Origin of the sequence: Pseudomonas sp. GM84 (assembly GCF_000282535.1) — a bacterium.
In the GTDB taxonomy this organism is placed as follows: Bacteria; Pseudomonadota; Gammaproteobacteria; order Pseudomonadales; family Pseudomonadaceae; genus Aquipseudomonas.
Window position 1 is genome coordinate 1 of record NZ_AKJC01000004.1, and the last position, 24,832, is coordinate 24,832.

A 24,832-nucleotide genomic window follows, 5' to 3' on the forward strand; every position below is an offset into this window, starting at 1 on the left:
TGGCTGCCGCTGGCCCCCAGCCGCTACGTGGAGATCACCGGGGACCAGACGATCCTGGACGAACCGGTCGGCTACCTCGAAGGGCGTGCGCTCAATGCCGGTGAAGAGTCCTATTACGACCTGCCCGCCCACTCGCCCGTGGTCGAGAGCCTGTACCAGCACTGCCAGCGCGCCCTCGGGCATGCCCTGCAATGCGGCGTGCACGGGCTGCCGCTGATCGGCAGCGGAGACTGGAACGACGGCATGAACCGCGTCGGCGAACAGGGCCAGGGCGAAAGCGTGTGGCTGGGGTTCTTCGGCCATGTGGTGTTGCGGGCCTTCGCCTGCCTCGCCCTGCGCCACGGCGACAGCACCTTCGCGGTGCGCTGCGGCGCTCAGGCTGCCGAGCTGGCGCAGCAGCTCGAAGCGCACGCCTGGGACGGCGGCTGGTACCGCCGCGCCTGGTTCGACGATGGCCGGGTGCTAGGCGCGGCGAGCAACCAGGAATGCCGGATCGACTCCCTGGCGCAGAGCTGGGCGGTGCTGTCCGGGGTCGCCCCACCCGAACGCGCGCGCGCCGCCATGATGGCACTGGATCATCATCTGGTACGCCGCGATATCGGTATCGTGAAACTGCTCGACCCTCCTTTCGACCAGGGCGACCTGGACCCCGGCTACATCAAGGGCTACCTGCCCGGAGTGCGCGAGAACGGGGGGCAGTACACCCACGCGGCGATCTGGGCGAGCATGGCCTACGCCCACCTGGGGGATACCGAGGGGGCCTGGGAGCTGCTACGGCTGATCAATCCGGTGCGTCAGGGTTGCGCCGCGCTGATCGACACCTACAAGGTCGAGCCCTACGTCATGGCCGCTGATGTCTACGCCGTGGCACCCCACGCGGGCAGGGGTGGCTGGAGCTGGTACACAGGTTCAGCGGGCTGGATGTACCGGCTGATCGTCGAAAGCCTGTTGGGCCTGCAACGCAGCGGCGACACCCTGCGGATCCGCCCGCTGCTGCCGGCCGACTGGCCGGGTTGCGTGCTGCACTACCGGTTTGGCGGCACCTCCTACCGCATTGAAGTCCTCAACAGCGCCGCCGCCGAGCTGACCCTGAGCCTGGACGGCCAACTGCTTGCCCAGCCCATCTTGCAGCTCAAGGACGACGGTAAACCGCACCAGGTGATTGCCCAGTGCAAGCGCAATCCCGTGCCCATCACGTGAACCGCCCGGCAGACCTCGGGTGCCGTGAACGCAATCCCCGGCCCTGCTGGGCTATTCTTGTTCCGACAGCCGCTGCAGTCGATGGTCCCGAGCATGTCCCCCTCGCCCAAGCCGCAACAGAATCACCTGCTGGCCGCACTGTCCGCGTCGACGTTCAGCCGGCTGGAGCCGCACCTGGAACGGGTGACCCTGCCCCTGGGCAAGGCGCTCTACGAGTCCGGCGACGCCCTGCGCCATGTCTATTTTCCTGCCGATGCCATTGTCTCGCTGCTGTATGTGATGGAAAACGGGGCCTCGGCCGAAATCTCGGTGGTGGGCAATGAAGGTCTGGTCGGCATCGCCGTGTTCATGGGTGGCGAAAGCACCCCCAGCCGCGCCATCGTGCAAAGCGCCGGGCATGCCTTTCGCCTGCCCTGCCAGCGGCTCAAGGACGAGTTCAATCGCCATGGCGAGCTGATGATGCTCATGCTGCGCTACACCCAGGCGCTGATTACCCAGATGGCGCAAACGGCGGTGTGCAACCGGCACCACTCCATCGACCAGCAACTGTGCCGCTGGCTACTGTTGTCGCTGGATCGCCTGCCGGGCGATCGCCTGTGCATGACCCAGGAACTGATCGCCAACATGCTGGGCGTGCGCCGCGAAGGCGTGACCGACGCCGCCGGCAAACTCCAGCGCCTTGGCGTGATCGAGTACAGCCGGGGCAACATCAAGGTGCTCGACAGGACCCGCCTGGAGCAGCTCAGCTGCGAATGCTACGCCGTCGTCAAGAAAGAGACCGAACGCCTGCTGCCCTACCTGCCGCTTGTTCCCCCTGCTGTTTGAGCGCGTCCCGTTTGAAACCATCGGGTGTATGCCTTCGTGAGCTCTACGTACCGGACCAAGCCCACCCGCGCGCCCTAGGTCTCCCCAAGGAATTGGGGATCAAGCGTCGCCCCCCCATACAACTGCCGTCACACCTATGCGACAATGTGCTCAATGTCCGGCCTCAACCCCGCATTTATCGCCCAACAGCTGGGTCACAGCGTTCAGATGCTGCTGTCGACGCATGCCCGTTGGCTCAACTCACGCTCCGACTGGAGCGAGCTGGAATCACTCAAGATTGGTATCAAATCGGTATCAGCTGAAAATCCAGCGTCGTAAGTTACTGATAGGTAAGCCCTTTGATCTCCACCGCTAACATCACCATGCAGTTCGGCTCCAAGCCGCTGTTCGAAAACGTCTCGGTCAAATTCAACAACGGCAACCGCTACGGCCTGATCGGCGCCAACGGTTGCGGCAAGTCGACCTTCATGAAGATCCTCGGTGGCGACCTGGAGCCGTCCGGTGGTCAGGTCATGCTGGAACCGAACACCCGCCTGGGCAAGCTGCGCCAGGACCAGTTCGCCTACGAGGAATTCACCGTGATCGACACGGTGATCATGGGCCATGGTCAGCTGTGGAAGGTCAAGGCCGAGCGCGATCGCATCTACTCGCTGCCGGAAATGACCGAAGAAGACGGCATGGCCGTCGCCGAGCTGGAAACCGAATTCGCCGAAATGGACGGCTACACCGCCGAATCCCGTGCCGGTGAGCTGCTGCTGGGTCTGGGGATTCCGCTGGAACAGCACTTCGGCCCGATGAGCGAAGTGGCACCCGGCTGGAAGCTGCGTGTGCTGCTGGCCCAGGCGCTGTTCTCGGACCCGGACGTGCTGCTGCTCGACGAACCGACCAACCACCTGGACATCAACACCATCCGTTGGCTGGAAACGATTCTGACGGCGCGTAACAGCACCATGATCATCATTTCCCACGACCGTCACTTCCTGAACAGCGTGTGCACGCACATGGCCGACCTGGACTACGGTGAGCTGCGCCTGTTCCCGGGCAACTACGACGAGTACATGACCGCAGCGACCCAGTCGCGCGAGCAGCTGCTGTCGGACAACGCCAAGAAGAAAGCCCAGATCGCCGAGCTGCAGACCTTCGTCAGCCGCTTCTCGGCCAACGCCTCCAAGGCCAAGCAGGCTACTTCGCGGGCCAAGCAGATCGACAAGATCCAGCTGGCCGAGGTCAAGCCTTCGAGCCGGGTCAGCCCGTTCATCCGCTTCGAGCAGACCAAGAAGCTGCACCGCCAGGCGGTAGTCGTCGAGAAAATGGCCAAGGCCTTCGACGAAAAAGTCCTGTTCAAGAACTTCGACATCACCGTCGAAGCCGGCGAGCGCGTTGCGATCATCGGCCCCAACGGTATCGGCAAGACCACCCTGCTGCGCACCCTGGTAGGCGAGATGACGCCCGATGCGGGCTCGGTGAAATGGACCGACAGCGCTGAAGTGGGCTACTACGCCCAGGACCACGCTCACGACTTCGAAGACGACTTGAGCCTGTTCGACTGGATGGGCCAGTGGACCAGCGGTGAACAGGTCATTCGCGGCACCCTCGGGCGCATGCTGTTCTCCAACGACGAGATCCTCAAGTCGGTGAAGGTGATTTCCGGTGGTGAACAGGGCCGCATGCTGTTCGGCAAGCTGATCCTGCAAAAGCCGAACGTGCTGGTGATGGACGAACCGACCAACCACCTGGACATGGAATCGATCGAAGCGCTGAACCTGGCGCTGGAGAACTACCCGGGCACCCTGCTGTTCGTCAGCCATGACCGTGAGTTCGTGTCGTCGCTGGCCACCCGCATCATCGAGCTGTCGCCCGATGGCGTAGTGGACTTCAGCGGCACCTATGACGATTACCTGCGTAGCCAGGGCGTCTTGGTCTGAATCAGCTGAGGCTGTAATGGCCTCATCGCCGGCAAGCCGGCTCCCACATGAAAGCACCGTAATCCGGGGTGGGAGCTGGCTTGCCAGCGATGAGGGCAGCGCCTCCACAAGCCTGTAAAATATTAGTTAGCCTGCTTTCTTTTCTTTCGCGCAACGGCCATGATGAAGCCACGCCCCGCCCGCGAACGAGCCCATGACCGCGCAGCAACCCGCCCCCGCCAGCAACACCTTCGCCATCACCCAGCAGATCCTGTCGATCGTCTTCTACACCTTCATTGCCTTCCTCTGCATCGGCTTGCCGATCGCGGTGCTGCCCAGCTATGTGCACGATCAGCTCGGTTTCGGCGCAGTGATCGCCGGGGTGACCATCGGCCTGCAATACCTCGCCACCCTGCTCAGCCGTCCCTTCGCCGGGCGCGTGGCGGATACCCTGGGCGGCAAAAAGGCCATTCGCTATGGCTTGCTGGGGATCGCCGGTTGCGGGGTGTTGACGCTGCTTTCAGCCTGGACCCTGAGCATTCCACTGGTGAGCCTGGCCCTGCTGCTGGGCGGGCGTGTACTGCTCGGGCTTGCCCAAGGCCTGATCGGCGTGGCGACACTGAGCTGGGGTATCAACCAGGTGGGACCGGAGCACACGGCCCGGGTGATTTCCTGGAACGGCATCGCGTCCTACGGTGCCATCGCGATTGGCGCTCCGATGGGCGTGGTGGCGGTCGATGGCTTTGATTTCAGTGTGCTGGGGCCAGCGCTGCTGGTGCTGGCCGGGTTGGCCTTGCTGGTGCTGCGCAAGCGCGCCGATGTGGTCGTGGTGCGCGGGGAGCGCCTGCCCTTCTGGTCGGCGTTCGGTCGGGTGGCCCCGTGCGGCCTTGGGTTGACCTTGGCGTCGATCGGCTATGGCACCCTGACCACCTTCGTTACCCTGTATTACCTGGAGCGCGGCTGGGTCGGCGCGGCCTGGTGCCTGAGTGCCTTTGGCCTGTGTTTCATCATTTCGCGGCTGCTGTTCGTCAACGCGGTCAACCGTTTTGGCGGCTATAACGTGGCCGTCGCCTGCATGGCCACCGAGGTGCTCGGCTTGGGCCTGTTGTGGCTGGCGCCCTCGCCTGCCTGGGCACTGCTGGGGGCCGGGCTTACCGGGTTCGGGCTTTCACTGGTGTATCCGGCGTTGGGTGTCGAAGCGATCAAGCAGGTGCCAAGCAGCAGCCGCGGTGCCGGGTTGGGTGCCTATGCGGTGTTCTTCGACATGGCGTTGGCCATCGCAGGCCCAGTGATGGGCGCGGTGGCGATGCACCTGGGCTATGCCTCGATCTTCTGTGTAGCGGCCTTGCTGGCCCTGGCCGGTGTTGGCCTGACGCTGCTACTGGCGCGGCGCGGCCGTCGCGCCTGAGCGGCCTGCATACGCTGGCGCGCCCAGGGTCTGACTGAAGAAGGCCGCGGTGTCGCGCTGCAGGGAATGATGGATATGACGCCGATCGACACCCTCGGCATCCTTGCACAGTACCGGCATACGCGCATGCTGCTCTTCGTCACAGCGGGCCATGAACACGAAATGCCCGGCGCCGGCGAGCAGGCGATAGTCCGGGGTCACGGGCAATTTGCGCGCAAGCGCCTCGGCGTTGCGGTCCACCGCCACCAGCTGGTCGCTGTCGCCGCTGTAGATCAGTGCCGGGACCTTTACCCCGGCCAGGGCATGACGGCCGAACATCAGGCTCAGCGGCGCCATCAGCATCACCGCCCCCACCCGTGGGTCAGCCTGGGGGGCCAGCTCGTTGCGGTCGGCGATCAGCACCCCGTGAGTCTTGCAGGCGTCGGCATCGTTGGGGCGTGCGAGGCAGTATTTGCGCAGGCGGTCAAGGTCGGGCCGCGCGCCTGACAGGATCAGCGCCGTCTCGCCACCGGCCGAATAGCCGATCACGCCAACCTTGCCATCGTTCAGGTAGGGCCCCAGCAGCGCATCGACGCGGGCTGCGCTGATCGCGGCGCTGACCTGCAGCGGTCGGCCATACAGGTTGCTCAAGGTGCCAAGGCGGCTGTGGTCACGCGCGTTGTCGCCGGGGTGTACCACCGCCACCACCACGAACCCCTGGCGAGCCAGCGATGTCGCCAGGTAATGCAAGGCCAGGGGGCTGCCGGTGTTGCCGTGGGAAAGCACCAGTAACGGGAACTGGCCCGAGGCAACCGGAGCTTCTTCGGCGACGTCGACGGGGTAGCCGTCGATGCGCAGGCTGCGGGGCGTGCCGTGGGCGGGGTAGAACGCCAAGGCCTGCATCGGGCGCGCATCGACCGGATCGTCCAGGGTCATGTGGTGCAGGCCGGCTACCCACGGGGCGGCTTCGGCATGGACCAGCAGGCCGACGCACAGGAGCGGTGCCAGCAAGCAGCGGAGGATGTTCATTGGCCGGCGACCCGAGCGCAGCGAGGGGATCACCAGAGGATAGGGCCGGTCGAGCGAGCAGCAGATGAAAGCTGGATGAAAAACGCGCCTGCACCGGCCTGTGGTTTAACAGGCCGGTGCAGTCAGGCTGGCCCGATCAGGCCGCCGCGAACAGCTCGTTGGCAATCTGCGCCTGTGCAGCATCGATCGCCTTGCTGCGGTGTTCCGGGCCGTAGGCCAGGCCATGGGCGCGGACGATTTCCAGGTCGGTGATACCGATGAAGCCCAGGAACACCTTGAGGAAGTCTTCGTGGCCGGCGCCGCTAGGTTGACCTGCGTGCAGGCCGCCGGCCGTGGACACCAGCACCACTTTCTTGTCACCGCACAGCCCCTCAGGGCCAGCCTCGGTGTAGCGGAAGGTCTTGCCGGCAACGGCGACGCGGTCGATCCAGGCTTTGAGCTGGGTCGGCACGGTGAAGTTGTACATCGGCGCGCCAATCACCACGGCGTCGGCGGCCAGGAATTCTTCCAGGGTCTCGGCACTGAGCTTGGCTTCGAAGGTCTGGGCGGCATCACGCATGTCTTCCGGGGTGCCTGCCGCTACCAGGGTGGCCGCCGAGAAGTGGGCGATGGCATCGGCAGCGAGGTCGCGGTACACCACCTCGATGCTCGGATCAGCGGCTTTCCAGGCCTCGACCACTTCGCGGCTGAGTTGGCGAGAGGCGGAATTGTCGCCCAGGATGCTCGAATCGATATGCAACAGTTTCATGGGAATCTCCTGTGAATGAAGACCGCGGCGGTGGGCGATCACGATGGGGAGAATCCTACCGAGACGTCGAATAGCTGATAAGTCGGCAAAAATGCGTTAGTTTGTCCCACAGGTAGAACAGTGAGACAGCCCTCATGCAAGACCTCAATGTTTTCCTAGGATGACCAGTTAGCTCATCAAAATGATCAGCAACCAACCCTAGTGCCCACAAAAAAAGAGACCTGGTGCTGTGTAACGGGGAGTGCTCCTGAGCCATTCCCTAGGTGAACAGAGCATTGATGCTTTACCGATATCCAGCGTAATTATTGATCTCCCCTTGCCTGATCATCACCCCTCCCTGCTCCCAATTCTGCACCAAAGCCTTTCCAGGCTGACCTAAAACATCACGATGGATAGCGTAAGTACCATAGCGCATGAGAGTCCCTGGTTGAGCTGTGCCAGATGGCAGGTACCCCTATGGTTGAATCAGCGATAACCCTCACACGTTGGCGGAACTACCAACCTGATCAGATCTCAAGGAGCTCGAATCTCTCCCCAAGCATATCCAGCAACGCTCGGACAACCGGCAACAACGCCTTCCGGGACGTAACACTGCGTTAATGAGACCGCTTTGCGGACGATATTGAGGTGACAGTTCAACCAAGCGTCCAGCAGTTAAGTCATCTCTCACTATAACCTCTGGAAGCTGCACAACGCCTACGCCGATGAGCGCTGCATGATGCAGAGCACTCAGGTCAGAGGTAACCAACTCAGGGATATGCTGCACTCTGTGAGGGATCTGCAAATCATCAAACAATAAATACCCACTAGTGCAATGGTTTGGGCCAGAGTGACATAGTAGTAAGCCTGGCTAGGGCGTGCACATGGTCGCAATGATCGTAATCTTTCTCCAGGTCAGGGTGCGCGACCAAGCGTTGACAGCTGTCGCCCAGACGCTTTACGACCAGACCGTCATCCACGAGCGAGGAATCGAACGCGAAGTGCAATATCGACGCCAACCTCGAGATTGGTGATTTGCTGATGGGCGAACACCTTTGGGTACAATGCAATGAAATCAGCGATCATTGCGTTGGCCCCTAGCCCCCGGCGGGCAAGTGGCCTTGATGATGCCCTGCGGCTCTATTTTGGCCGACTGCACCGTTCCCTCGGCGGCCTCAGCTTGCGCAACCATAGCCCGACAATGGCGGCAGTAATCCATCCCAATTTCAGTGACAAAGAAACGCTGGGGCGATATGCAAATTAGCTGTACACCTAATCGCCCTTCGAGCGCGAGGACTCTCCGACTCAGCTTGGATTTGGAACATCGATTCTCTTGATGCTGCAGCAAAGCCGCCATGCTCCACTACCTTGACGAATAAGCACAGATCAGTAAGGTCAATCACAGGCAGCCTATGGACAGATGTGAGGACAGCACTACCCCCCCCGTACAGGAGATTCAGCATCCATGCCAACGAAGAACTCTCCCAAAAGCCTGGATGCCTTGCGTTCGAATTTTTCCTGACTGATCTGCCCAGCGTCCCGATCTTCTTCAAGGTCTTTGAAGATCGTTCTTGCGGCTTTGTATTCAGCAGTAGCATTCACCCGCTCTACTACAGCAGGCATACCAGCTAACTCAGAGAAAGCCAAATGGATATAGCGATCCAGGCTTTCGACCATCTTGTGCCCTGTCCATTCCTTGAGCTTCGTCTTGATCAGCTCGGAGTTAGATATAGCTCTACGCATCACATCCGTATTTTGTAGATCATACTCTATGATCAACTCTTTGAATTTGTTTGTAATAAAGCGATGCCTAAACATATGCGGATGAGCTCGCTTAGCAATGCCTGATGCAAATTTTAGGTCGCTGATATCATTAGTGATTGTATTGATACCCAATGGTTGCCCATTGCGCAAATTAATAAATAGATAATCATGATCGAGGACTCCCCCATCTGGGTTTTTCTTCCGCAACTCAGCTAGACGCGGGTTCCGAAACTCGACGATGTAGTCATTCCATGTCGATATTATCGAGTGGCTTACAGGTACTAGCCTTGACCCTACACGCCCCTTAACCATAGGAATTCTCAAGAGTGGAGAGCTTAGGCATGAATGATAGGCTGTCATGATATCAGAGACCCTTATCCGGGCTGCCTCGGCTCTCCTGCAACCCAAGGACTCCAATACAGATATCAGAATCTTTAACCGCGCAGCAACAGGTCTCGCTCGTTTACGAGAAGCCATTTTTAAAGCGACCAGTGACTCAGCAAGTATAGGGCTTCCTTCACCACCAGAACTAGAAAGAGGAAAAGAATGATGATGCCAAACCACACGCCGATACTCGGATGGATATTTTCGCTTATCCGACGATTCAACCTTGCAGCCTTTCACAATTCCACCTGGAGAAACAAAGTTTTCATATCCGTACATCTCCGTTGCGAACGCGAGAAACTCCAAGCATTTCGAACCTATTGCCCGCACTGTCTCAGCAGATCTTTTATCCTCCCCACTCGCTTCCTTTTCCGCCATTAGCCCATTGACAAACAACACAAAATAGGAGTCAGTAACCGTCAAAACATTTAATGCATTGCTCTCCATAAACCGCACAAACTCGCTTAGCTGCATTACCCATTGGCGAAGCGTCCCCCCTCTGTTGGTTGTAGAGTAATTAGAGTACTTCCATGCACTCAGAATAAATGCATTAACCTCAAAGCAGAAGTCACCGTTAGGGTAGTAAAAACAGGGTAAATTTGAAGCATCCTGCTGGGTTGGAGCTTGAACACCTAGCCCAGTGGGCAACATAGCTTCCATGTCAAGAGGTCGATGTAACTGAAAGCCAGACACTTCAACGCCCTCGCGTGATGAGCATCAAATTGATGCGAGAGATTTCTTTTTTGTAATACCCACTCCTGTCCGGCAAATCTAGCTCAGCCAAACGCTGAGCAAGATCCTTCAATTCTTTCACAATCATTACGAGACGCATCAAATCAATATCCTGTGCAGCACGCTGTTTCCTCAGAAGAGCTATAGTCTCACTTTGGGAGCGCCGCGAACTAGGTTTTCTCCTGCACGCTTTATTCTTCTGGATGGCCTTAAACGCTGTTTTTCTGATTGAGTCAATGCCTTGAAAAGTCTCACCCAGTCCAATTGCATGCTTCTTGAAAGTGTTCAGACTGAATGCTTTGATTCCCCGCTCGTCATCTGCATAAGAGGCCAATGCAAGTTGACTTCCAAGCGCTGACACCAAAGCCATGTTTTCCCTGTACAACGCGGGATTGTTAATGACATCATGCATTAGCGTCAACAGCTTTACCATAGAAGCCCTTCCCGCCTCGATCTTATTTCTCATGGGTAGCGTACTTTAACGGAAAGCTTCATCTCAAAAGTACTGCCGTCTTCTGTGGTCAGCATGGCGAAATCTGGCTTTAAATCAATACGATGGCTTTGGACAAGCTTTGCCACATCGGCGTAAATTTGACCGTAGCTGAAATCAGCAAAGTCGAAATCAGCAACGATGTCGCCACGGTCAGCGGCCTCCTTAAGTCCATGACAAATTTCTGAATATGATTTAGCCCCAATGTCGCGACAACCTAAACGCTCGCACAGCATATATTTAACTTCATCCAAATGTTCTATTGTAGATTCATTTTTCAGAATGGCGTCGGTAATACATTCAACCTTAACACCTTCGAGCATCGAGCCAGGTGTGATTTCTAGAATATAATTATAGAGATGTTCAAGGTCGCTATGCCCTAAAAAGGCGCGCAATGCGTCCAAACCTTTGAATCCAGCTGATGAAAAAAATGCCATGGCAAAAAACCTGCGCATTTGATGCTGCCGGACATAGAAGCGAGCCTGCGTCCCATTCTCCAGTGTCACCACCGGCGTTTGAGTATAATCGCAGACAGCACTTAAGCAGTTGTTGAAAACCCGAGCATCCATAGGCCTAAAAGACAAATTATCAGGACGAATATAAATAAATAGAGGAGTATCGAAGGAAATCAGACCCGCCTTGTAACAGTTTGCGTGAAATCTCTTCAAGTCCCATATCAATTTCGCCACCATTGTCGGCACCGTAACGCGCATCAGCTCTTTACCATGCCTATTCCCAGTTTTACCCCCATCAAATAATAACTCATATTGAATACTTTTATTTTCACTCAAATAGGGATCTTTATTTGGCAGCAGGCAAGTATTAGCACGCAAATTTAATAGTTCAATTTGACGTCTAGCCGTTAGCAAGCCTATGATTGATATATAAGCCCCCATCAGAACAGTATAAGAATCATAGAGGCAATAATCAGACCTAAACAACTCAAAATAATCTGACTGGCGCTCAGTATATGGAATCAACCAAGCGGAGAATATGCTAGGTTGAGCCATAATTTTACTGTTCATATTTTCGAATGGAGCACCTATTATATTGAATGCCCTTTTGGTCTTACCGCCTTGATTAGCAACGGAATTGATAGTTACCGAAGACATAACTCTGAAAGCATTTTTCCTTATATATTCATAAGACGCACGAACTAAATTAAACACCACTTCCCCTGGTAGTGACCGAAACCTACCCTTAGGTTTTTCGCTTACTTTGGAAAGTATTGTCTTGACCGTGATTTTGGCGAGCGCCTGACTATCAAAGCGTGCGGCTTTGAAGTAATTATTCAGAATGGGAAGCTTTTTAAGCGCACGCAAAATACGCCCCAATGTTTTACTAGACACCGTCGGAGTTACTTCATTGCGAATAGGGACAGATGGGTACTCTGTCTTCCAAACCACCCCTCCATTCAACTCATCAAAAGTTCTAACAGCAAGCCTCACACCTCCTAGCGTATTCCGATAAAGCGACCGAATGAAGTGCGCCGAATTATACCTCAATACGCCAAACTGCTTAATGTAGTAGCCGTTTCGGTACATCCAGACCCTCGCCCTGATTAGGTCATCTTTGCTCATATCCAATGTCTGATCGGCAATATCAATGAGTTCGAAACACTCGTGCCATTGTTCTTGTGTATCAATCGCGTCCTCGATTGTGATCTTTGACGACAATCGCTTCAACTCGATAGCCAGCCTTGTGGGGTAAACGTAAAGATAAGTTGATATGGGGTTGCTCGTATTAAGAAGGAGGTATTCAACAAGGTCGCTTTCGGTAATGAGAGAAAGCCCGCACTGCGTTATATTGAAGCGTTCTCCCCCCATCAATAGCCAATCGACGAAGTGAAGACCATGCCTGAATATCTGCGCCTCTGCGTCTGCCCCTCTTCTTGAGCCACCGTTGTAGCGTGGGTGGATCTGAAGCACCAAGAACACCTTGATAATCTTTAAAAGTGTTGTGTTGACGCTATCAGTTAGCATGCTCCCGTTATAGAGTTGGATGCAGAAATCAACTACAATCTTGATTCCTTTTTTTTCGGTACCAAACCAACACACCCAAAGTGGTGATTCAATGTTGCTCCCCTCAATAAGCCAATCTGGCGTATCTATATCTGCCTCTCCGCCAGCCCCAATGCTAACCAGCTCTAGAAGCCTCATCCTTTGCTCGTAATACCTCATACCCTTTAGCTTTGAAAGTTCTTCGGCAAGGATAGGATTCTCAACCTTTGCTTCAATGTTCTTCGCGCGTCGATTAGGCATATAACAGCCCCTCTTCATCATCTTCGATCATGAGCCGAAGCTTCGCAGCCAAAGGAATGGAGTAGTCGGACTTCCGAAAAATCGAAGCGACTTCCTCAGAGACAACCTCAATCTCGCCCCGCTCATACAGCGCTATAGCATGCGTTAAGTATTCTCCGTTCAAAGCCCAATTCAAGTACTTCTCACTGAGTGTATGCCCCTTGGACTGCCACTCTCTAAAGATTGGTGCCATAGTGATCAAAAGTGTGCAGAGCATTGGGCAGACAGGAATGATTCCCTTAACCACAGCGCCTCCATCATTTCGCTCATTGGCTGGCAACCAATTTTTTAGATTCAACTGCGGCGGAAGAGGGGAAAGCCTGTGATGTTTAATGAACGTTTCGAGTTCGCCCAGGGTGTCGATGTTCATTACATCCAGCAGATATTCAGACTCCTTAAAACACTCAAAAATAATTCCGAGCTGGAAAGTACGTATCCATCGACTCAGATAAAACTGCCGAATCGGTTTCGGCAGGTATTTATCGAGCAGCTTAGGAATGTAGGTTTTCTGGCCAAGAGCCTCAGCCATCGCATGGACGCTCGATGTCTTGAAATAAACTATAACCGCTGACGAGGTGCGCATGGTTTTGGGGGTGTAGAGGTCATATTATTTCCCTTCTTAAATGACATCCCGCAGATGCCAATTATTATTTTTGAAGTCAGAAGAGCTTTATTGGAATAAAAAAACAGCGCCCAAAATTGCTTGACCGCTGTTAGAAAAATCTAGAGTTTGCGAATAAGCCCCTCTTGTGCCACTGACGCGACTAATCGACCATGACGATCAAATATCGAACCCCGTGCAAGGCCCCTTCCGGCACCACTCCACGGACTATCTGTGACATACAGGAGCCATTCGTCCACAGCGCAATGCGCATGGAACCAGATGGCGTGATCAAGGCTCGCTACCCGCATGTCTCGTTGCATATCCGATACACCATGGGGCAGCAGCGACGTGATCAGCAATGCAGTGTCACTGGCGTAACCCAAGAGACTGCGATGCACTTCCGCGTCTTGAATATCGATTTTACCGAATCGGAACCAGAAGCTTTTATTTGGCGCATGCCTAATCGGGCTGCTGGGATCAATTGGCTCAACCGGGCGAATCTCAATGGCATCTGCCACCTCGTAACGAGACCGGATTTCAGCCATCAGATCAATGTCGCCCGCTAGTAGCTCAAGCTCTGTCGGTAATGTTTCCGGGGGCGGAACCACAGGGGCATCACGCTGATGATGCATCCCCTCCTCTACGACATGAAACGAGCCATCCCCCACGAAAATAACCTTGCCGTCTTGCCAGGCTGTCAGACGCCTGCGGCAGAAGCTTCGACCATCCTGGACAGTTTCAACTTCGTACATCACAGGCGCATTGGCACGCCCGGCACGAACAAAATAGCCGTGGAGAGAATGCAGTCGCTTATCCGCCAGCACGGTTCGCGTCATGGCCATTGAAGCCTGCCCCAAAACCTGCCCCCCAAAGAGCTGAGGTAACCTCAGGTCTTGACTCTCGCCTCTAAAAACATTGGCCTCCACCTCCGTCAACGCGAAAATGGCGGCTAATTTCTCTGCCGGTGTGCTCATCTACACTCGCCTCGCAAAGCGTATGCATGAATAGCTTCGGTGGCTGGTTGCCCGCAAGACGACTGCCTCGCGATAGCGCCCCATGCGCCTATCCGCTGTCCATGCAACGCAGCTTACAGCCCGAACTCATTGCGCCTTATAAACGGGCTCACGCTTTTCTGTGAAAGCAGCAATGCCTTCCTTGAAATCTTCACTCAGAAGAATTCGGCGGAACGCTGTACGCTCCAATTCCAGCGCAGCGTCCAAACCGCAGTCAGCGCCGCGTCGGATCACCTGCAGAGACGCGCGAACAGCCAAGGGCCCATTTCTGATGATGCTGTGAGCAATCTCCAAGGCCCGAGCCAAGAGATTTTCCGAGGTGGTGAGCTCGCTGACCAGACCTTCTGCCAGTGCTCGCTCAGCCGATATGGGCTCGCCAGTCAGCACCATCTGAGTTGCCAACGCACTAGGGATGACCCTCGACAAGCGAGTAACGCCGCCCGCGCCAGCGATCACACCCCAGCGAGGCTCAGGTAGTGCGAACTTCGCGTAGTCCACGCTAATGCGCAGGTCGCAGGCCAGGGCAATTTCAAGCCCTCCCGCATAAGCCAAACCGTTAATGGCAGCGATAATCGGTTTAGTCGTCGGCGAGCCTCGGTTGATACCGCAGAAATCGCCGTCATCGATTTCTTTCACCGCTCGCTCCCGCAGGTATGGCAGGAAAGTCCCTATGTCTGCACCTGAGCAGAATGCCTTGGTACCGGCGCCTGTGAGCACGACCACATGAATGTCGTCATCCTGGTTGATCCTTGCCCAGATCTCCCGGAAGGCTAAATGCGTGTTCAGATCGATGGCATTCATCGCCTGCGGACGATTGATAGTCACCAATGCCACACGACCTTGTTTTTCAAATTCGATTGCCATGATGTCCCTCAGCCCTGGGGCTCAAAACGTTGACGGAGCTCACGCTTCAGAATTTTGCCGTTGTGATTGAACGGCATCTCCTCGTAAGCGATAAATTCGACACGCTTGGGCAACTGGTAACTGGCCAGGTGCTCACGGGCATGGGCAACAAGCTGTTCCGCGTTGCCGGAAGCCCCTTCATGCAGGACGATGATCGCGGTGACTTCCTCTCCCCAACGCTCATTGTTCAAACCGATTACTGCGACCTCGCGCACGTGATCATGCTTGGCGAGCACCGCTTCGACCTCCTGCGAGTAGACGTTCAACCCGCCGGTCTTGATCATGTCTTTCAAGCGATCGTAGAAGTACACGAAGCCGTTCGCGTCCATATGGGCGAGATCGCCCGTATGCAGCCAGCCGTTCTGATCAATGGCATCGGCGGTGGCGTCTGGACGATTGTGATAGCCGAGCATGATCGTCGGCCCACGCAGTACAATTTCACCGATCTCACCCGGGGGGGCGACGTTACCTTGGTCATCGACAATCGCCACTTCCACGTTCTGGAACGCTCGGCCGATGGAGCCGCGGGCGCGGTCGTAGTCTTCCTCTTTCAACACCGTGGCGATCGGGCCAGCCTCAGTAAGACCGTATTGATAGAAAATCTTCACACCGGGAATGCACGCCTTCATAGCGCTTCGGTCATTCGCGGTCAGAATGCCGCTGCCGACATACCACCGAGTCATCGAGCTGACATCCAACTCTCTCGCCAATGGATGAAGAACGAACTCGCGCGCTAGGGACGGTGGCATGAATGTGTTGGTGACACGCTCCCTATCAATGACGCGCAAGACATCCTCGGTCGCGTACTTCTCCAGCAGCGTCGCGGTAGCACCGAGGTAGAGGTGCGGTAGCAGCCAGCAGTTTAGGGCTGCGGAATGATGCAAAGGGGTGGCGATCAGCGTGTTGTCGCCCTCCTCCATATCGGTGTCGATGATCTCGTTCAGAGAGTTCCAGAAAAGGTTCGAGTGACTCAGCAGCACCCCTTTGGAACGACCGGTGGTACCACCGGTATAGAGAATCACGGCAGGATCATGCTCGCTGAGGGCATCAGTGGTAAGCGGCAGGATGCTCTCCTGGCCCTTGAAGGCATCCAACGACTCGAGCTGTACGACGGGCAGGGCCACAGACTCGAGCACCGAGCCAAAAGCCTCGACGTGCTGCTCGGACACGAACAAGATTTTCGAGCCACTGTCCTCGAGCATCATCAAGATCTGTTCAGGCGTCTCTCGGTAATTCAAGGGAACCGCGACTGCGCCGATCTTGACGACGCCATAGAACGCCTCTACCCACTGACGGCTGGAGCTGGCAAGAAACGCTGCCTTGTCACCATGGCCTACCCCTTTGGCAAGAAGTGCATGGCCAACCTGATTTGCACCGGTTTCAAACTCGGCATAGGTCGTGCGCCCCGCCTTGTCAATGAGGGCGACCTTGTCAGGGAAGCGCTTGGCGTTATGGGTGATGTGACCACCCAGCAACATACGGCTAGACATGAAAATTCCTCTTGTAATTGTTCTGAAGCCCCTAGCGCGCGAAGACCCACGTCGCATCCGAGCTGTCTGGACGCCCAGAATAACTAACCTGCGTTAGTTTGCAAGAGGGAAAGGCGCGGATTTTTTGAACATAATCGCCTGCAAAAGCATTGCCTCGCTGGTAAAAAATCAGGCAAAACACGGCTAAATCCCTTGTTTTTCGAGCGAAAGGCGCTAAAAATAACGAGCGTTAGTTTCCTATTCCAAAAACAACAGAGGATTCATCATGTTCGACCTGTCACTGCGCCTTGAAGAAGCAATCGTGTTGATCACAGGAGGTGGGCGAGGAAATGGCGCGTCCCTGGCCCATGGCTTTGCAGCTGCGGGTGCGACCGTGATCGTAACCGATATCGATCTGCAAACTGCCTCAGCGACCGCCAAAACCATATCCGACAATGGTGGTAAGGCTCATGCCTTCCCCTTGGACATATGCGACGAGGCAGCCTGCCGCAGTCTGGCAGACCATGTTCACCCCGAAATCGGCAATATCACGGCGCTCATCAACAATGCAGGGCTACTGTTCCGCGCACCATTTGCCAGCGACAAGAGCCCCGAGCAGTGGCGTCGAACCCTTGCTGTAAACGTTACGGGCATGTTCAACACTACTCACGCATTTCTGCCTCATTTGAAAGCAACGAAAGGCTCCATTCTCAACATCGGCTCCATCCACAGCTTCACCTCCGGCCTAGCCTCCCTGTCGAGTTACGTGACCTCCAAGGGCGCTGTCTTGCAATTCACCAAAGCACTGGCATCCGAGCTCGCCGCTGACGGAATCCGCGTGAATGGGCTTGCACCTGGCTCTTTCCCGACAGCGATGTCAGAAGAGACCCGTCAAGATTCGAGCAAGCTTCAAGCTTTCCTCAGCCACGTCCCGATGGGACGCACCGGGGAGCCACATGAATTGGTTGGGCCGGCAGTGTTCTTGACCTCGCACCTGGCAAGCTATATTACTGGCGCGATGGTTCCTGTGGATGGTGGTTATCTGACCCGCTGAGCCGCCCTCCCTTCCTGATAGAGACATTTACCTGATGCGACCCGTAGGCGCGAAACGAGAAGTCACCGAATTAGCCATCCACACAGCCGGCGTGGACTTGATTGCCACCTATGGCTACGAGGCGATGACGCTTAGGGCACTTGCAGAGCAGGTGGGTATCAAGGCTGCCTCGCTCTACAACTACTTCAGCAACAAGCAAGAGTTCCTGGCCACCGTCCTCAAGGCCGTGATGCGCGACCTGCTGATGGAGTTCACCGAGAAGGTGGATCTTCAGCCCACTACGTACCAGCGTTTTGAAGCCATGGTAGGCGTGCATCTGCATTTTCATACCGCGCGCCGCAAAGAGGTTTTCATCGGCAACATGGAGCTTCGCAGCCTCGATGAGGACAATTACCGGATGGTGACCCGCCTTCGCTCCGAGTACGAGCGACGGGTTCGTCAGATCATCGAGGACGGGGTGCAAGAGGGTATTTTCAATGTATCGGACTGTAACCTGACGACCAAAGCCCTGATCTCCATGCTGACCGGTATTTGTACCTGGTATCAGCCTGGCGGAAAACTCGGGCTTGAAGAGCTCGCGCGACAGCATATCGAGCTGTCGCTAAGGATGGTCGGATTCAAGTCCACCTGAAGTAAAAAACCCACCTGCGATGGTGGGTTTTTTGAACCTGTAAGGTTTAAGTCTTCTTGTACCGATTGAGGCTACCGCCGTGCATCACCTTACCCGGCAGCTGCCGACCAAAAATGTCTTCGGCCAGGTGGGCGACTTTGATCAGCGCGTCAAGATCGACACCGGTCTCAATCCCCATCTCCTCACACATGAACACCAAGTCTTCAGTGCAGATATTTCCGGCAGCGCCACGGTGGCCCGCGAATGGACAGCCGCCCAACCCTGCACAAGAGCTATCGAACTTCGCCACCCCTAATTTGAGCGCAGCATAGACGTTAGCAAGCCCGGTACCACGGGTATCGTGGAGGTGGAGGGCCAGCGGAAGATCAGGCCATTTTTCACGCACCGCGCCGATGGTTTTTTCCATCATCAGCGGATTAGCCCAACCCACGGTATCAGCCAAGTAGACGCCTTTCAGCTGCACGTCGGCTTCATTAGCAAGATCCAGCACCTCGCCAACCATCCGCACGACTTGCGGAATCGGCATATACCCCTCGTAGTTACACCCGAACGCTGTCATGACGTAGCCCCACTCTACCGGGACGTCGTGCTCGGCATACGACTTCAACCAAGCGCGCTGCTCATCCAGCGTTTGCTGAATGTTCTTGTTGGTGTTGTTTACGGAGAAGCTCTCCGACGCAGTAACCCGAATGGCACCGATGATATCGAGCTGAGACTTGTAAGCACGCTCTAGCCCTTGTTGGTTCAACCACAGACCGGTATAGCGCACACCCGGCTTCTTGCGGATGGCGGCAGCCAACTCATCGGCGTCCGCCATCCCTGGAACACGTTTGGGGTTCACGAACGAAACGCAATCGATCTGCTTCAGCCCGGTTTCCGCGAGCGCTTCGATCAGCTCAGCCTTGCGGTTAAGCGCGATGGGAGTCGCCTCGATCTGAAAACCTTCACGAGGCCCTTCTTCATTGATCCAAATTTTCTTGGGGAGGTCACTCATTTTGTTACTCCAGATTCTGGCCTGCGTGTTCGCCTTCCAGGAACTTGTTCGGGCGAAGGAAGAAAGAAAGCACCAGCGCGCCATTCGGCGAGCGGGCCAGGTGCCGGTTACCGCGCGGGCGCCATACAAAATCACCGGCGACCACCTCACCTTCGTCGTCGACGATGCTGCCCTCAAGCACGTAGGTCTGTTCAACCTCGACATGCTCATGCAGAGGCAGGCGTGTACCAGGCGCCCAGCGGAAAAGTGCCGTAAGCAGGCCGCTTTCTTTGTCCTGCAGCAGGATTTTCATGTCGATCCCGGGTGTTGGGGTGGGCTTCCAAGGGAGCGAATCAACATTGATGTAGCGCGAGGCGAGCTCTGACAGACCTTCGATACCTGGCACGTTTGGGGTGGTAACAGCCATGGCTATCTCCTATTAAACTGTCTGTTCAGCAGCGACAGCGAAGAGGCTCTCGCTGTGCTCATCGATGAAGCGGGTGTGCACTTTCGCCTCCAGATACGCAGGCTCAGCCAGTACGCGAAGCAGGAAGTGGCGATTCGTCTTGAGACCGGAAATTTTGAGTTCGGTCAGCGCTTTTTCCAGGCGAGTAATCGCCTGCGCACGATCCTTACCGTGAGCAATGATCTTCATGATCATCGGGTCGTAGAAAGGAGTGATTCGATCTCCCGCAACAAAACCACCATCGATCCGCACACCCTCCATCTGCGGCACCTCCAGCGTTTCGATGAGGCCAGGCGCAGGCATGAACTTCTTCTCCGGCGACTCAGCATAAAGCCGCGCCTCAATGGCATGTCCATTGCGCTGAATCGACTGCTGCGTCAGCTCGGAGGCAACGTCCTCGCCCAGCGCATGACGAATCTGCGCTTCAACCAAGTCGACGCTGGTCACCGCTTCGGTAACAGGATGCTCTACCTGAATACGCGTATTCATCTCCAGGAAGAAATAGGATTTCGATTTCTCGTCATACAGGAATTCGACTGTGCCGGCGCCATCGTAACGGCACAGCTTGGCCAGATTCACAGCTGCATCAGCCATGTGCGCCAGAACCTCGGCTGGCACATTGGGCGCAGGGGACTCCTCCAATACTTTCTGATAGCGGCGCTGGATCGAGCAATCGCGCTCGTAAAGGTGTACCGCCTCACCATTACCGAACCCGAATATCTGCACTTCGATGTGGCGCGCACTCTCAATCAGCTTTTCCAGGAACACAGTGCCGTCACCGAATGCACGCTCTGCCATCCGTTGGGTAGCAGCCACAGCCTCCACAAGGTCAGCTGGCGAATGCACAGGCTTCAAGCCGATTCCCCCTCCCCCGGCGGAAGCTTTCACCAACAGCGGATATCCCACAACTCGCGCCGCATTAACCAGTGCTTCGGGATCTTCTGCAGTCACGTTTTCAGCAGCTGGCTGAACTGGGACACCCGCCTTGATAGCGAGGTGACGAGAGCGCTGCTTGTCGCCCATAGCCCTAATTACTTCGGCGGTTGGGCCAATGAAGGTTATGCCGGCAGCGGCACAAGCGTCGGAGAAGTCGGTGTTCTCGGAGAGAAACCCGTAGCCCGGGTGAACCAGCGTCACCCCGTTTTCTTTAGCTACCCGCAGCACCTTCTCCGCATCTAGATAGCTTTCCGCCGCTTTGGACGGGCCAATCAGAAAAGCCTCATCAGCAGCCTTCACATGCTGAGAGTCAGCATCTGCCTCGGAGTACACCGCAACGGTAGGAATTCCGAGAGCCTTGGCGGAGCGAATCACACGGCAGGCAATCTCGCCGCGATTCGCGATCAGTAGTTTTTGTTCTGTCACGATCATCTCCTAAAACTAACAGTTGTAAGTCACTCGCCGCACCGCACCCATTCCGCCTACAGGCCCCAATGCACAGGCACATTGGTTAGATATCGGAAAAAATGCAACCAGGCTTGTGCTGGAAACAAAGCCTAGCTATATTCTCGAAAACTAACAACGGTTAGTAAAACAAAAAAGGAGAATCCCTTGAGCACAACGCAGCTTCTGGTCGAGCGCCAAGGCCCCCGCGCTACCATCATCTTGAGCAACCCTGCCAAGCGAAATGCGATCGCCACCGCCACTGCCAGCGCGCTGGTCGACACCTTGCTGAAGCTGGATGGCGAACAGGACATCCGAGTCATTGTGATCACAGGCGAAGGCGACTGCTTTTCCTCCGGCGGTGACCTCGACGAGTTCCTTTCCACTGTCGACGCAGGTGGTACTCAACTGTGGGAAACAGGCGAGCCATGGCAACGTCTGTTTAGCGTGATTCCCACCCTGAGCAAGCCCGTGATCGCTCGCGTGGTTGGCCCGGCAATGGCCGGGGCGTGCGGGCTGGTAGCCGCGTGCGACTTCGCTTACTGCACCGAGGGCGCCAAGTTCGGCTCGCCTGAAGTGAAGATCGGCCTCTTCCCTCTATTCATTCTTCCGGCGCTTCTGAGCCGCCTGGGAGATCGTCATGCGCTGGATCTCGCGCTGACCGGCCGCACCATCGATGCGCAGGAGGCCTACCGCATGGGGCTCGTAAATCAAGTCGCTTCGGCTGATGAGATAGACGTCCTGGTAGACCAGCTCGTGAAAAGTTTCACGCACCTGGAGCCTGCAACTGTCCGCCGCGGCAAGCACGCATTTAACAAGATCTCATCCGTTGGCCTGATGGAAGGCTTGGAGCTGGCCCGCGGCATGCGCCCAGCCTTCATGTGCTCAGAAGAGCTGCGCCGCGGTATCGAGAAATTTTTTGCCAAAAAAGAGGTGAAGGCATGAGCGGTTACGAGAATGTGAAAGAACTGCAACGTCGCGTCGAAATTGCACGCGCTGGTGGTTCCGACAAAGCGAAAGAAAAACATCAAGCTCAGGGCAAGATCCTGGTTCGCGATCGCCTCAACATGCTCTTCGACAATGGCGAATACCTTGAAGACGGGCTGCTGGTTGGTGCCTCCCGCGGCATGCCAGGTGACGCTGTGGTCACTGCGATCGGCAAGATCAATGGCCAGGAAGTCGCGGTCATTGCAAACGACATGACGGTCAAAGCTGGCACCTGGGGTTATCACACCTTCCGCAAAATCGTGCGCATGCAAGAAATTGCCGTCGACGCCAAAATGCCCATCATCTACCTGGTGGACAGCGCCGGAGCACGCATCGATAGCCAGTTCGACTGCTACCTGGGCCGTATCGCCTGGGGCAATATTTTCTACACCCAAGTACAGATTTCGGGCGTGGTACCACAAGTCTGTGTGATGTTTGGCCCCTCGCCCGCAGGCTCCGCATATGTGCCGGCGCTGTGCGACCTAGTCATCATGGTCGACAAGCAAGCTACCGCTTACCTTGGCTCGCCACGCCTGGCTGAAGCGGCCATCGGTGAAAAGGTAACCGAGGAGCAGATGGGCGGCGCACGCATGCACTGTGCCATGAGTGGCCTGGGTGACTACCTCGCGCAGAACGAAGAAGAAGCGCTCAAAGCCGCCGCGGATTACCTGCGTTTCTTCCCGAGCCATAACAGCCAGCTGCCGCCGCTGCGGGAACCAAAACTGCCCGGTTCGAAGCGCTCGATCACCGAAATTGTTCCACCCGACCAAAACCGTCCGTTTGACGTGAAAGAGCTGGTCGAATCGCTCGTGGACGAAGGCTCGATCTTCGAAGTAAAAGCCCTGTTTGCCAAAGAGATCTACACCGCATTTGCTTACCTGGGCGGCCGACCAGTAGGGATCATCGCGAACAACTCGAAGAACAAAGGCGGTGTGCTGTTTAACGACAGCGCCGACAAAGCAACCCGCTTTATCTGGGCTTGCAACGCATTCAACGTTCCGCTCCTTTTCCTGCAGGACATCAGCGGCTACATGATCGGCAGCGCTGTAGAAAAGGCCGGCATCATCCGCCATGGCGCCAAACTGCTGCATGCAGTCTGCGAGGCAAAAGTCCCACGCATTTCCGTCATGGTTCGTAAGGGTTATGGCGGCGGTTACCTCGGCATGTCCGGCGGCCCAACCATGCCTGATGCTCAGTTGGCACTGCCAGGCGCCATGCCTGCCCTCATGGGCCCAGAGGCTGCAATCAACGCTATTCACTACAACGAGATCCAGGCACTGGAGGGCGAGGCGCGCGCGGCATTCATCGATGAGAAGCAGAAGGCGTACGCCAAAGACATCAACGCCTTTGATCCCGCTGACCAATTCTCCTTCGAGGCAGTTATCGATCCCGATGACCTGCGTGATGAGCTGATCAAGCGCTTCGCCCTTTACAGCCGCCGTGAAATTCCACGGATCGATCGCCGCAACGGCATCTATCCGGTTTAACCCCAGACAATTACAAAGGATTTAGCTGATGAGCGAAATCAAAGCTCCTATGGCCGGCAACATCTGGAAGATCAACGTCCAGGTCGGTCAAGAGGTCAACTTCGGCGACGAGGTCATCATCATGGAGTCCATGAAGATGGAGATTCCAGTTGAGGCCGATGATTCCGGCGTCGTTAAAGAAATCAAGGTCGCGGAGAACGATACCGTCGATGACGGTAACGTCCTCATCATCCTTGGATAATCCTGAGAAATCCTGTCCATGAAAATTGCCTCCTTCATCCATGACGGGCGCAGTTCGTACGGTGTCGTCGGTGACGACACTGTCTCGGACGCCGGCGCAGTGCTCGGTCATCGCTACGCCGATTTACGATCCTTGCTGAACTCCGGCGAGGGCCTGGCCGAACTCGCCTCTTTGCGTGATGCCCCGGCCTTGAACGTACAGCAGGTTCAATGGCTGCCGGTTATCCCAAACCCGGACAAGGTTTTGTGCGTCGGCCTGAACTACCTCAAGCACATCATTGAAACCGGGCGGGAGGTGCCAAAGCACCCCACCCTCTTCACTCGATTTGCGAGCGCCCAGGTGGGCCACGATCAGCCGCTGATTCTGCCCAAGGCTTCCACCGCCTTCGACTTTGAGGGCGAACTGGCCATCGTGATTGGCAAGGCCGGGCGGCACATTTCCAAGGCTAACGCTTTGGTGCACATCGCTGGTTACAGCCTGTTCAATGATGGCTCTATCCGCGACTGGCAAAAACACACCCTGCAGTTCACCGCAGGGAAGAATTTTGTTGGTAGCGGAAGCTTCGGCCCTTGGCTCGTCACCACGGACGAGATCGCCGATATCAACAGCCTTACCCTGGAAACCCGCCTTAACGGCACGGTGGTTCAGCGTGAAGGGCTCGATGACCTGCTGTTCAAGATTCCGGATCTGATCGAGTACATCTCGACCTTCACTGAGCTGCTGCCTGGCGATGTGATTGCAACTGGAACCCCCGGCGGCGTAGGCGCGTTCAGAACCCCGCCGCTCTGGATGAAACCTGGTGATGTTGTTGAAGTGGAAGTGGAGGGAATCGGAACACTCAAAAATACCGTCAATGCCGAGTAAAACCTAAATGGTGAAAGG

Annotated in this window: 22 protein-coding genes; 10 read left to right on the forward strand and 12 right to left on the reverse strand. The window is 56.2% G+C overall.

Annotation, left to right across the window (positions count from 1 at the left end):
* The 4 genes from PMI38_RS00160 to PMI38_RS00175 all read left to right on the forward strand — a co-directional run.
* The coding region (locus tag PMI38_RS00160; protein ID WP_008089159.1) for a GH36-type glycosyl hydrolase domain-containing protein at positions 1-1,200 on the forward strand (1,200 nt) is incomplete at its 5' end.
* Positions 1,201-1,293: 93 nt separating this feature from the next.
* Complete coding sequence (locus PMI38_RS00165; RefSeq protein WP_043272675.1) at positions 1,294-2,025, forward strand: Crp/Fnr family transcriptional regulator; 732 nt, start codon at positions 1,294-1,296, stop codon at positions 2,023-2,025.
* A 338-nt stretch (positions 2,026-2,363) separates the two neighbouring features.
* The gene (locus tag PMI38_RS00170; RefSeq protein WP_008089163.1) at positions 2,364-3,950 is read left to right on the forward strand and encodes an ABC-F family ATPase; all 1,587 of its coding nucleotides are present in this window, start codon (positions 2,364-2,366) and stop codon (positions 3,948-3,950) included.
* Positions 3,951-4,143: 193 nt separating this feature from the next.
* A complete protein-coding gene (locus PMI38_RS00175; RefSeq protein WP_008089164.1) occupies positions 4,144-5,337 on the forward strand; it encodes an MFS transporter in 1,194 nt (397 codons plus the stop codon).
* On the opposite strand, the gene PMI38_RS00180 is transcribed toward PMI38_RS00175, so the two are convergent.
* The 9 genes from PMI38_RS00180 to PMI38_RS00220 all read right to left on the reverse strand — a co-directional run bounded on the left by PMI38_RS00180 (position 5,308) and on the right by PMI38_RS00220 (position 16,752).
* Positions 5,308-6,345 carry an alpha/beta hydrolase family protein gene (locus PMI38_RS00180; RefSeq protein ID WP_008089166.1) on the reverse strand — a complete coding sequence of 346 codons (1,038 nt, stop codon included), beginning with the start codon at positions 6,343-6,345 and terminating at the stop codon, positions 5,308-5,310. The two genes, PMI38_RS00175 and PMI38_RS00180, sit on opposite strands and share 30 nt — an antisense overlap.
* Positions 6,346-6,481: 136 nt before the next feature.
* Positions 6,482-7,093: an FMN-dependent NADH-azoreductase gene (locus PMI38_RS00185; RefSeq protein WP_008089168.1), complete on the reverse strand. Its 612-nt coding sequence runs from the start codon at positions 7,091-7,093 to the stop codon at positions 6,482-6,484.
* Between the two features lie 1,413 nt (positions 7,094-8,506).
* On the reverse strand, positions 8,507-9,880 hold the full coding sequence (locus tag PMI38_RS26225; protein WP_081502489.1) for a tyrosine-type recombinase/integrase: 1,374 nt from the start codon (positions 9,878-9,880) through the stop codon (positions 8,507-8,509).
* A 34-nt stretch (positions 9,881-9,914) separates the two neighbouring features.
* Complete coding sequence (locus PMI38_RS00195) at positions 9,915-10,418, reverse strand: hypothetical protein (RefSeq protein ID WP_043272679.1); 504 nt, start codon at positions 10,416-10,418, stop codon at positions 9,915-9,917.
* A complete protein-coding gene (locus PMI38_RS00200) occupies positions 10,415-12,703 on the reverse strand; it encodes a hypothetical protein (RefSeq protein WP_008089175.1) in 2,289 nt (762 codons plus the stop codon). The genes PMI38_RS00195 and PMI38_RS00200 overlap by 4 nt, the downstream gene beginning before the upstream one ends.
* Positions 12,696-13,271: a hypothetical protein gene (locus tag PMI38_RS00205; RefSeq protein WP_008089177.1), complete on the reverse strand. Its 576-nt coding sequence runs from the start codon at positions 13,269-13,271 to the stop codon at positions 12,696-12,698. The genes PMI38_RS00200 and PMI38_RS00205 overlap by 8 nt, the downstream gene beginning before the upstream one ends.
* A gap of 194 nt (positions 13,272-13,465) precedes the next feature.
* A complete protein-coding gene (locus tag PMI38_RS00210; protein ID WP_008089178.1) occupies positions 13,466-14,320 on the reverse strand; it encodes an acyl-CoA thioesterase in 855 nt (284 codons plus the stop codon).
* A gap of 126 nt (positions 14,321-14,446) precedes the next feature.
* Positions 14,447-15,223, reverse strand: coding sequence for an enoyl-CoA hydratase/isomerase family protein (locus PMI38_RS00215; protein WP_008089181.1), 777 nt, complete (start codon positions 15,221-15,223; stop codon positions 14,447-14,449).
* A gap of 8 nt (positions 15,224-15,231) precedes the next feature.
* Complete coding sequence (locus PMI38_RS00220; protein WP_008089184.1) at positions 15,232-16,752, reverse strand: class I adenylate-forming enzyme family protein; 1,521 nt, start codon at positions 16,750-16,752, stop codon at positions 15,232-15,234.
* 265 nt (positions 16,753-17,017) lie between these two features.
* On the opposite strand from PMI38_RS00220, the gene PMI38_RS00225 reads away from it, so the two are divergent.
* Positions 17,018-17,785, forward strand: a complete 768-nt coding sequence (locus PMI38_RS00225; RefSeq protein ID WP_008089186.1) for an SDR family NAD(P)-dependent oxidoreductase — start codon at positions 17,018-17,020, stop codon at positions 17,783-17,785.
* 34 nt (positions 17,786-17,819) lie between these two features.
* On the forward strand, positions 17,820-18,416 hold the full coding sequence (locus PMI38_RS00230; RefSeq protein WP_008089187.1) for a TetR/AcrR family transcriptional regulator: 597 nt from the start codon (positions 17,820-17,822) through the stop codon (positions 18,414-18,416).
* 46 nt (positions 18,417-18,462) lie between these two features.
* On the opposite strand, the gene PMI38_RS00235 is transcribed toward PMI38_RS00230, so the two are convergent.
* From PMI38_RS00235 to PMI38_RS00245, 3 genes are read right to left on the reverse strand one after another with little or no spacing between them, the layout of a single operon-like run.
* Positions 18,463-19,410, reverse strand: a complete 948-nt coding sequence (locus PMI38_RS00235) for a hydroxymethylglutaryl-CoA lyase (RefSeq protein WP_008089188.1) — start codon at positions 19,408-19,410, stop codon at positions 18,463-18,465.
* A 4-nt stretch (positions 19,411-19,414) separates the two neighbouring features.
* Complete coding sequence (locus tag PMI38_RS00240; protein WP_008089190.1) at positions 19,415-19,816, reverse strand: cupin domain-containing protein; 402 nt, start codon at positions 19,814-19,816, stop codon at positions 19,415-19,417.
* A gap of 12 nt (positions 19,817-19,828) precedes the next feature.
* On the reverse strand, positions 19,829-21,217 hold the full coding sequence (locus PMI38_RS00245) for an acetyl-CoA carboxylase biotin carboxylase subunit (RefSeq protein WP_008089192.1): 1,389 nt from the start codon (positions 21,215-21,217) through the stop codon (positions 19,829-19,831).
* A gap of 186 nt (positions 21,218-21,403) precedes the next feature.
* Here PMI38_RS00245 and PMI38_RS00250 point away from each other — a divergent pair, with 186 nt between their 5' ends.
* Genes PMI38_RS00250 through PMI38_RS00265 form a run of 4 tightly spaced genes read left to right on the forward strand, consistent with a single transcriptional unit; the run spans position 21,404 to position 24,814 of the window.
* On the forward strand, positions 21,404-22,180 hold the full coding sequence (locus tag PMI38_RS00250) for an enoyl-CoA hydratase/isomerase family protein (RefSeq protein ID WP_008089194.1): 777 nt from the start codon (positions 21,404-21,406) through the stop codon (positions 22,178-22,180).
* Complete coding sequence (locus tag PMI38_RS00255; protein ID WP_008089196.1) at positions 22,177-23,709, forward strand: acyl-CoA carboxylase subunit beta; 1,533 nt, start codon at positions 22,177-22,179, stop codon at positions 23,707-23,709. The genes PMI38_RS00250 and PMI38_RS00255 overlap by 4 nt, the downstream gene beginning before the upstream one ends.
* A gap of 28 nt (positions 23,710-23,737) precedes the next feature.
* Positions 23,738-23,950: a biotin/lipoyl-binding carrier protein gene (locus tag PMI38_RS00260; RefSeq protein ID WP_008089198.1), complete on the forward strand. Its 213-nt coding sequence runs from the start codon at positions 23,738-23,740 to the stop codon at positions 23,948-23,950.
* Positions 23,951-23,968: 18 nt separating this feature from the next.
* The gene (locus PMI38_RS00265; protein ID WP_008089200.1) at positions 23,969-24,814 is read left to right on the forward strand and encodes a fumarylacetoacetate hydrolase family protein; all 846 of its coding nucleotides are present in this window, start codon (positions 23,969-23,971) and stop codon (positions 24,812-24,814) included.
* The last annotated feature ends 18 nt before the right edge of the window (positions 24,815-24,832 follow it).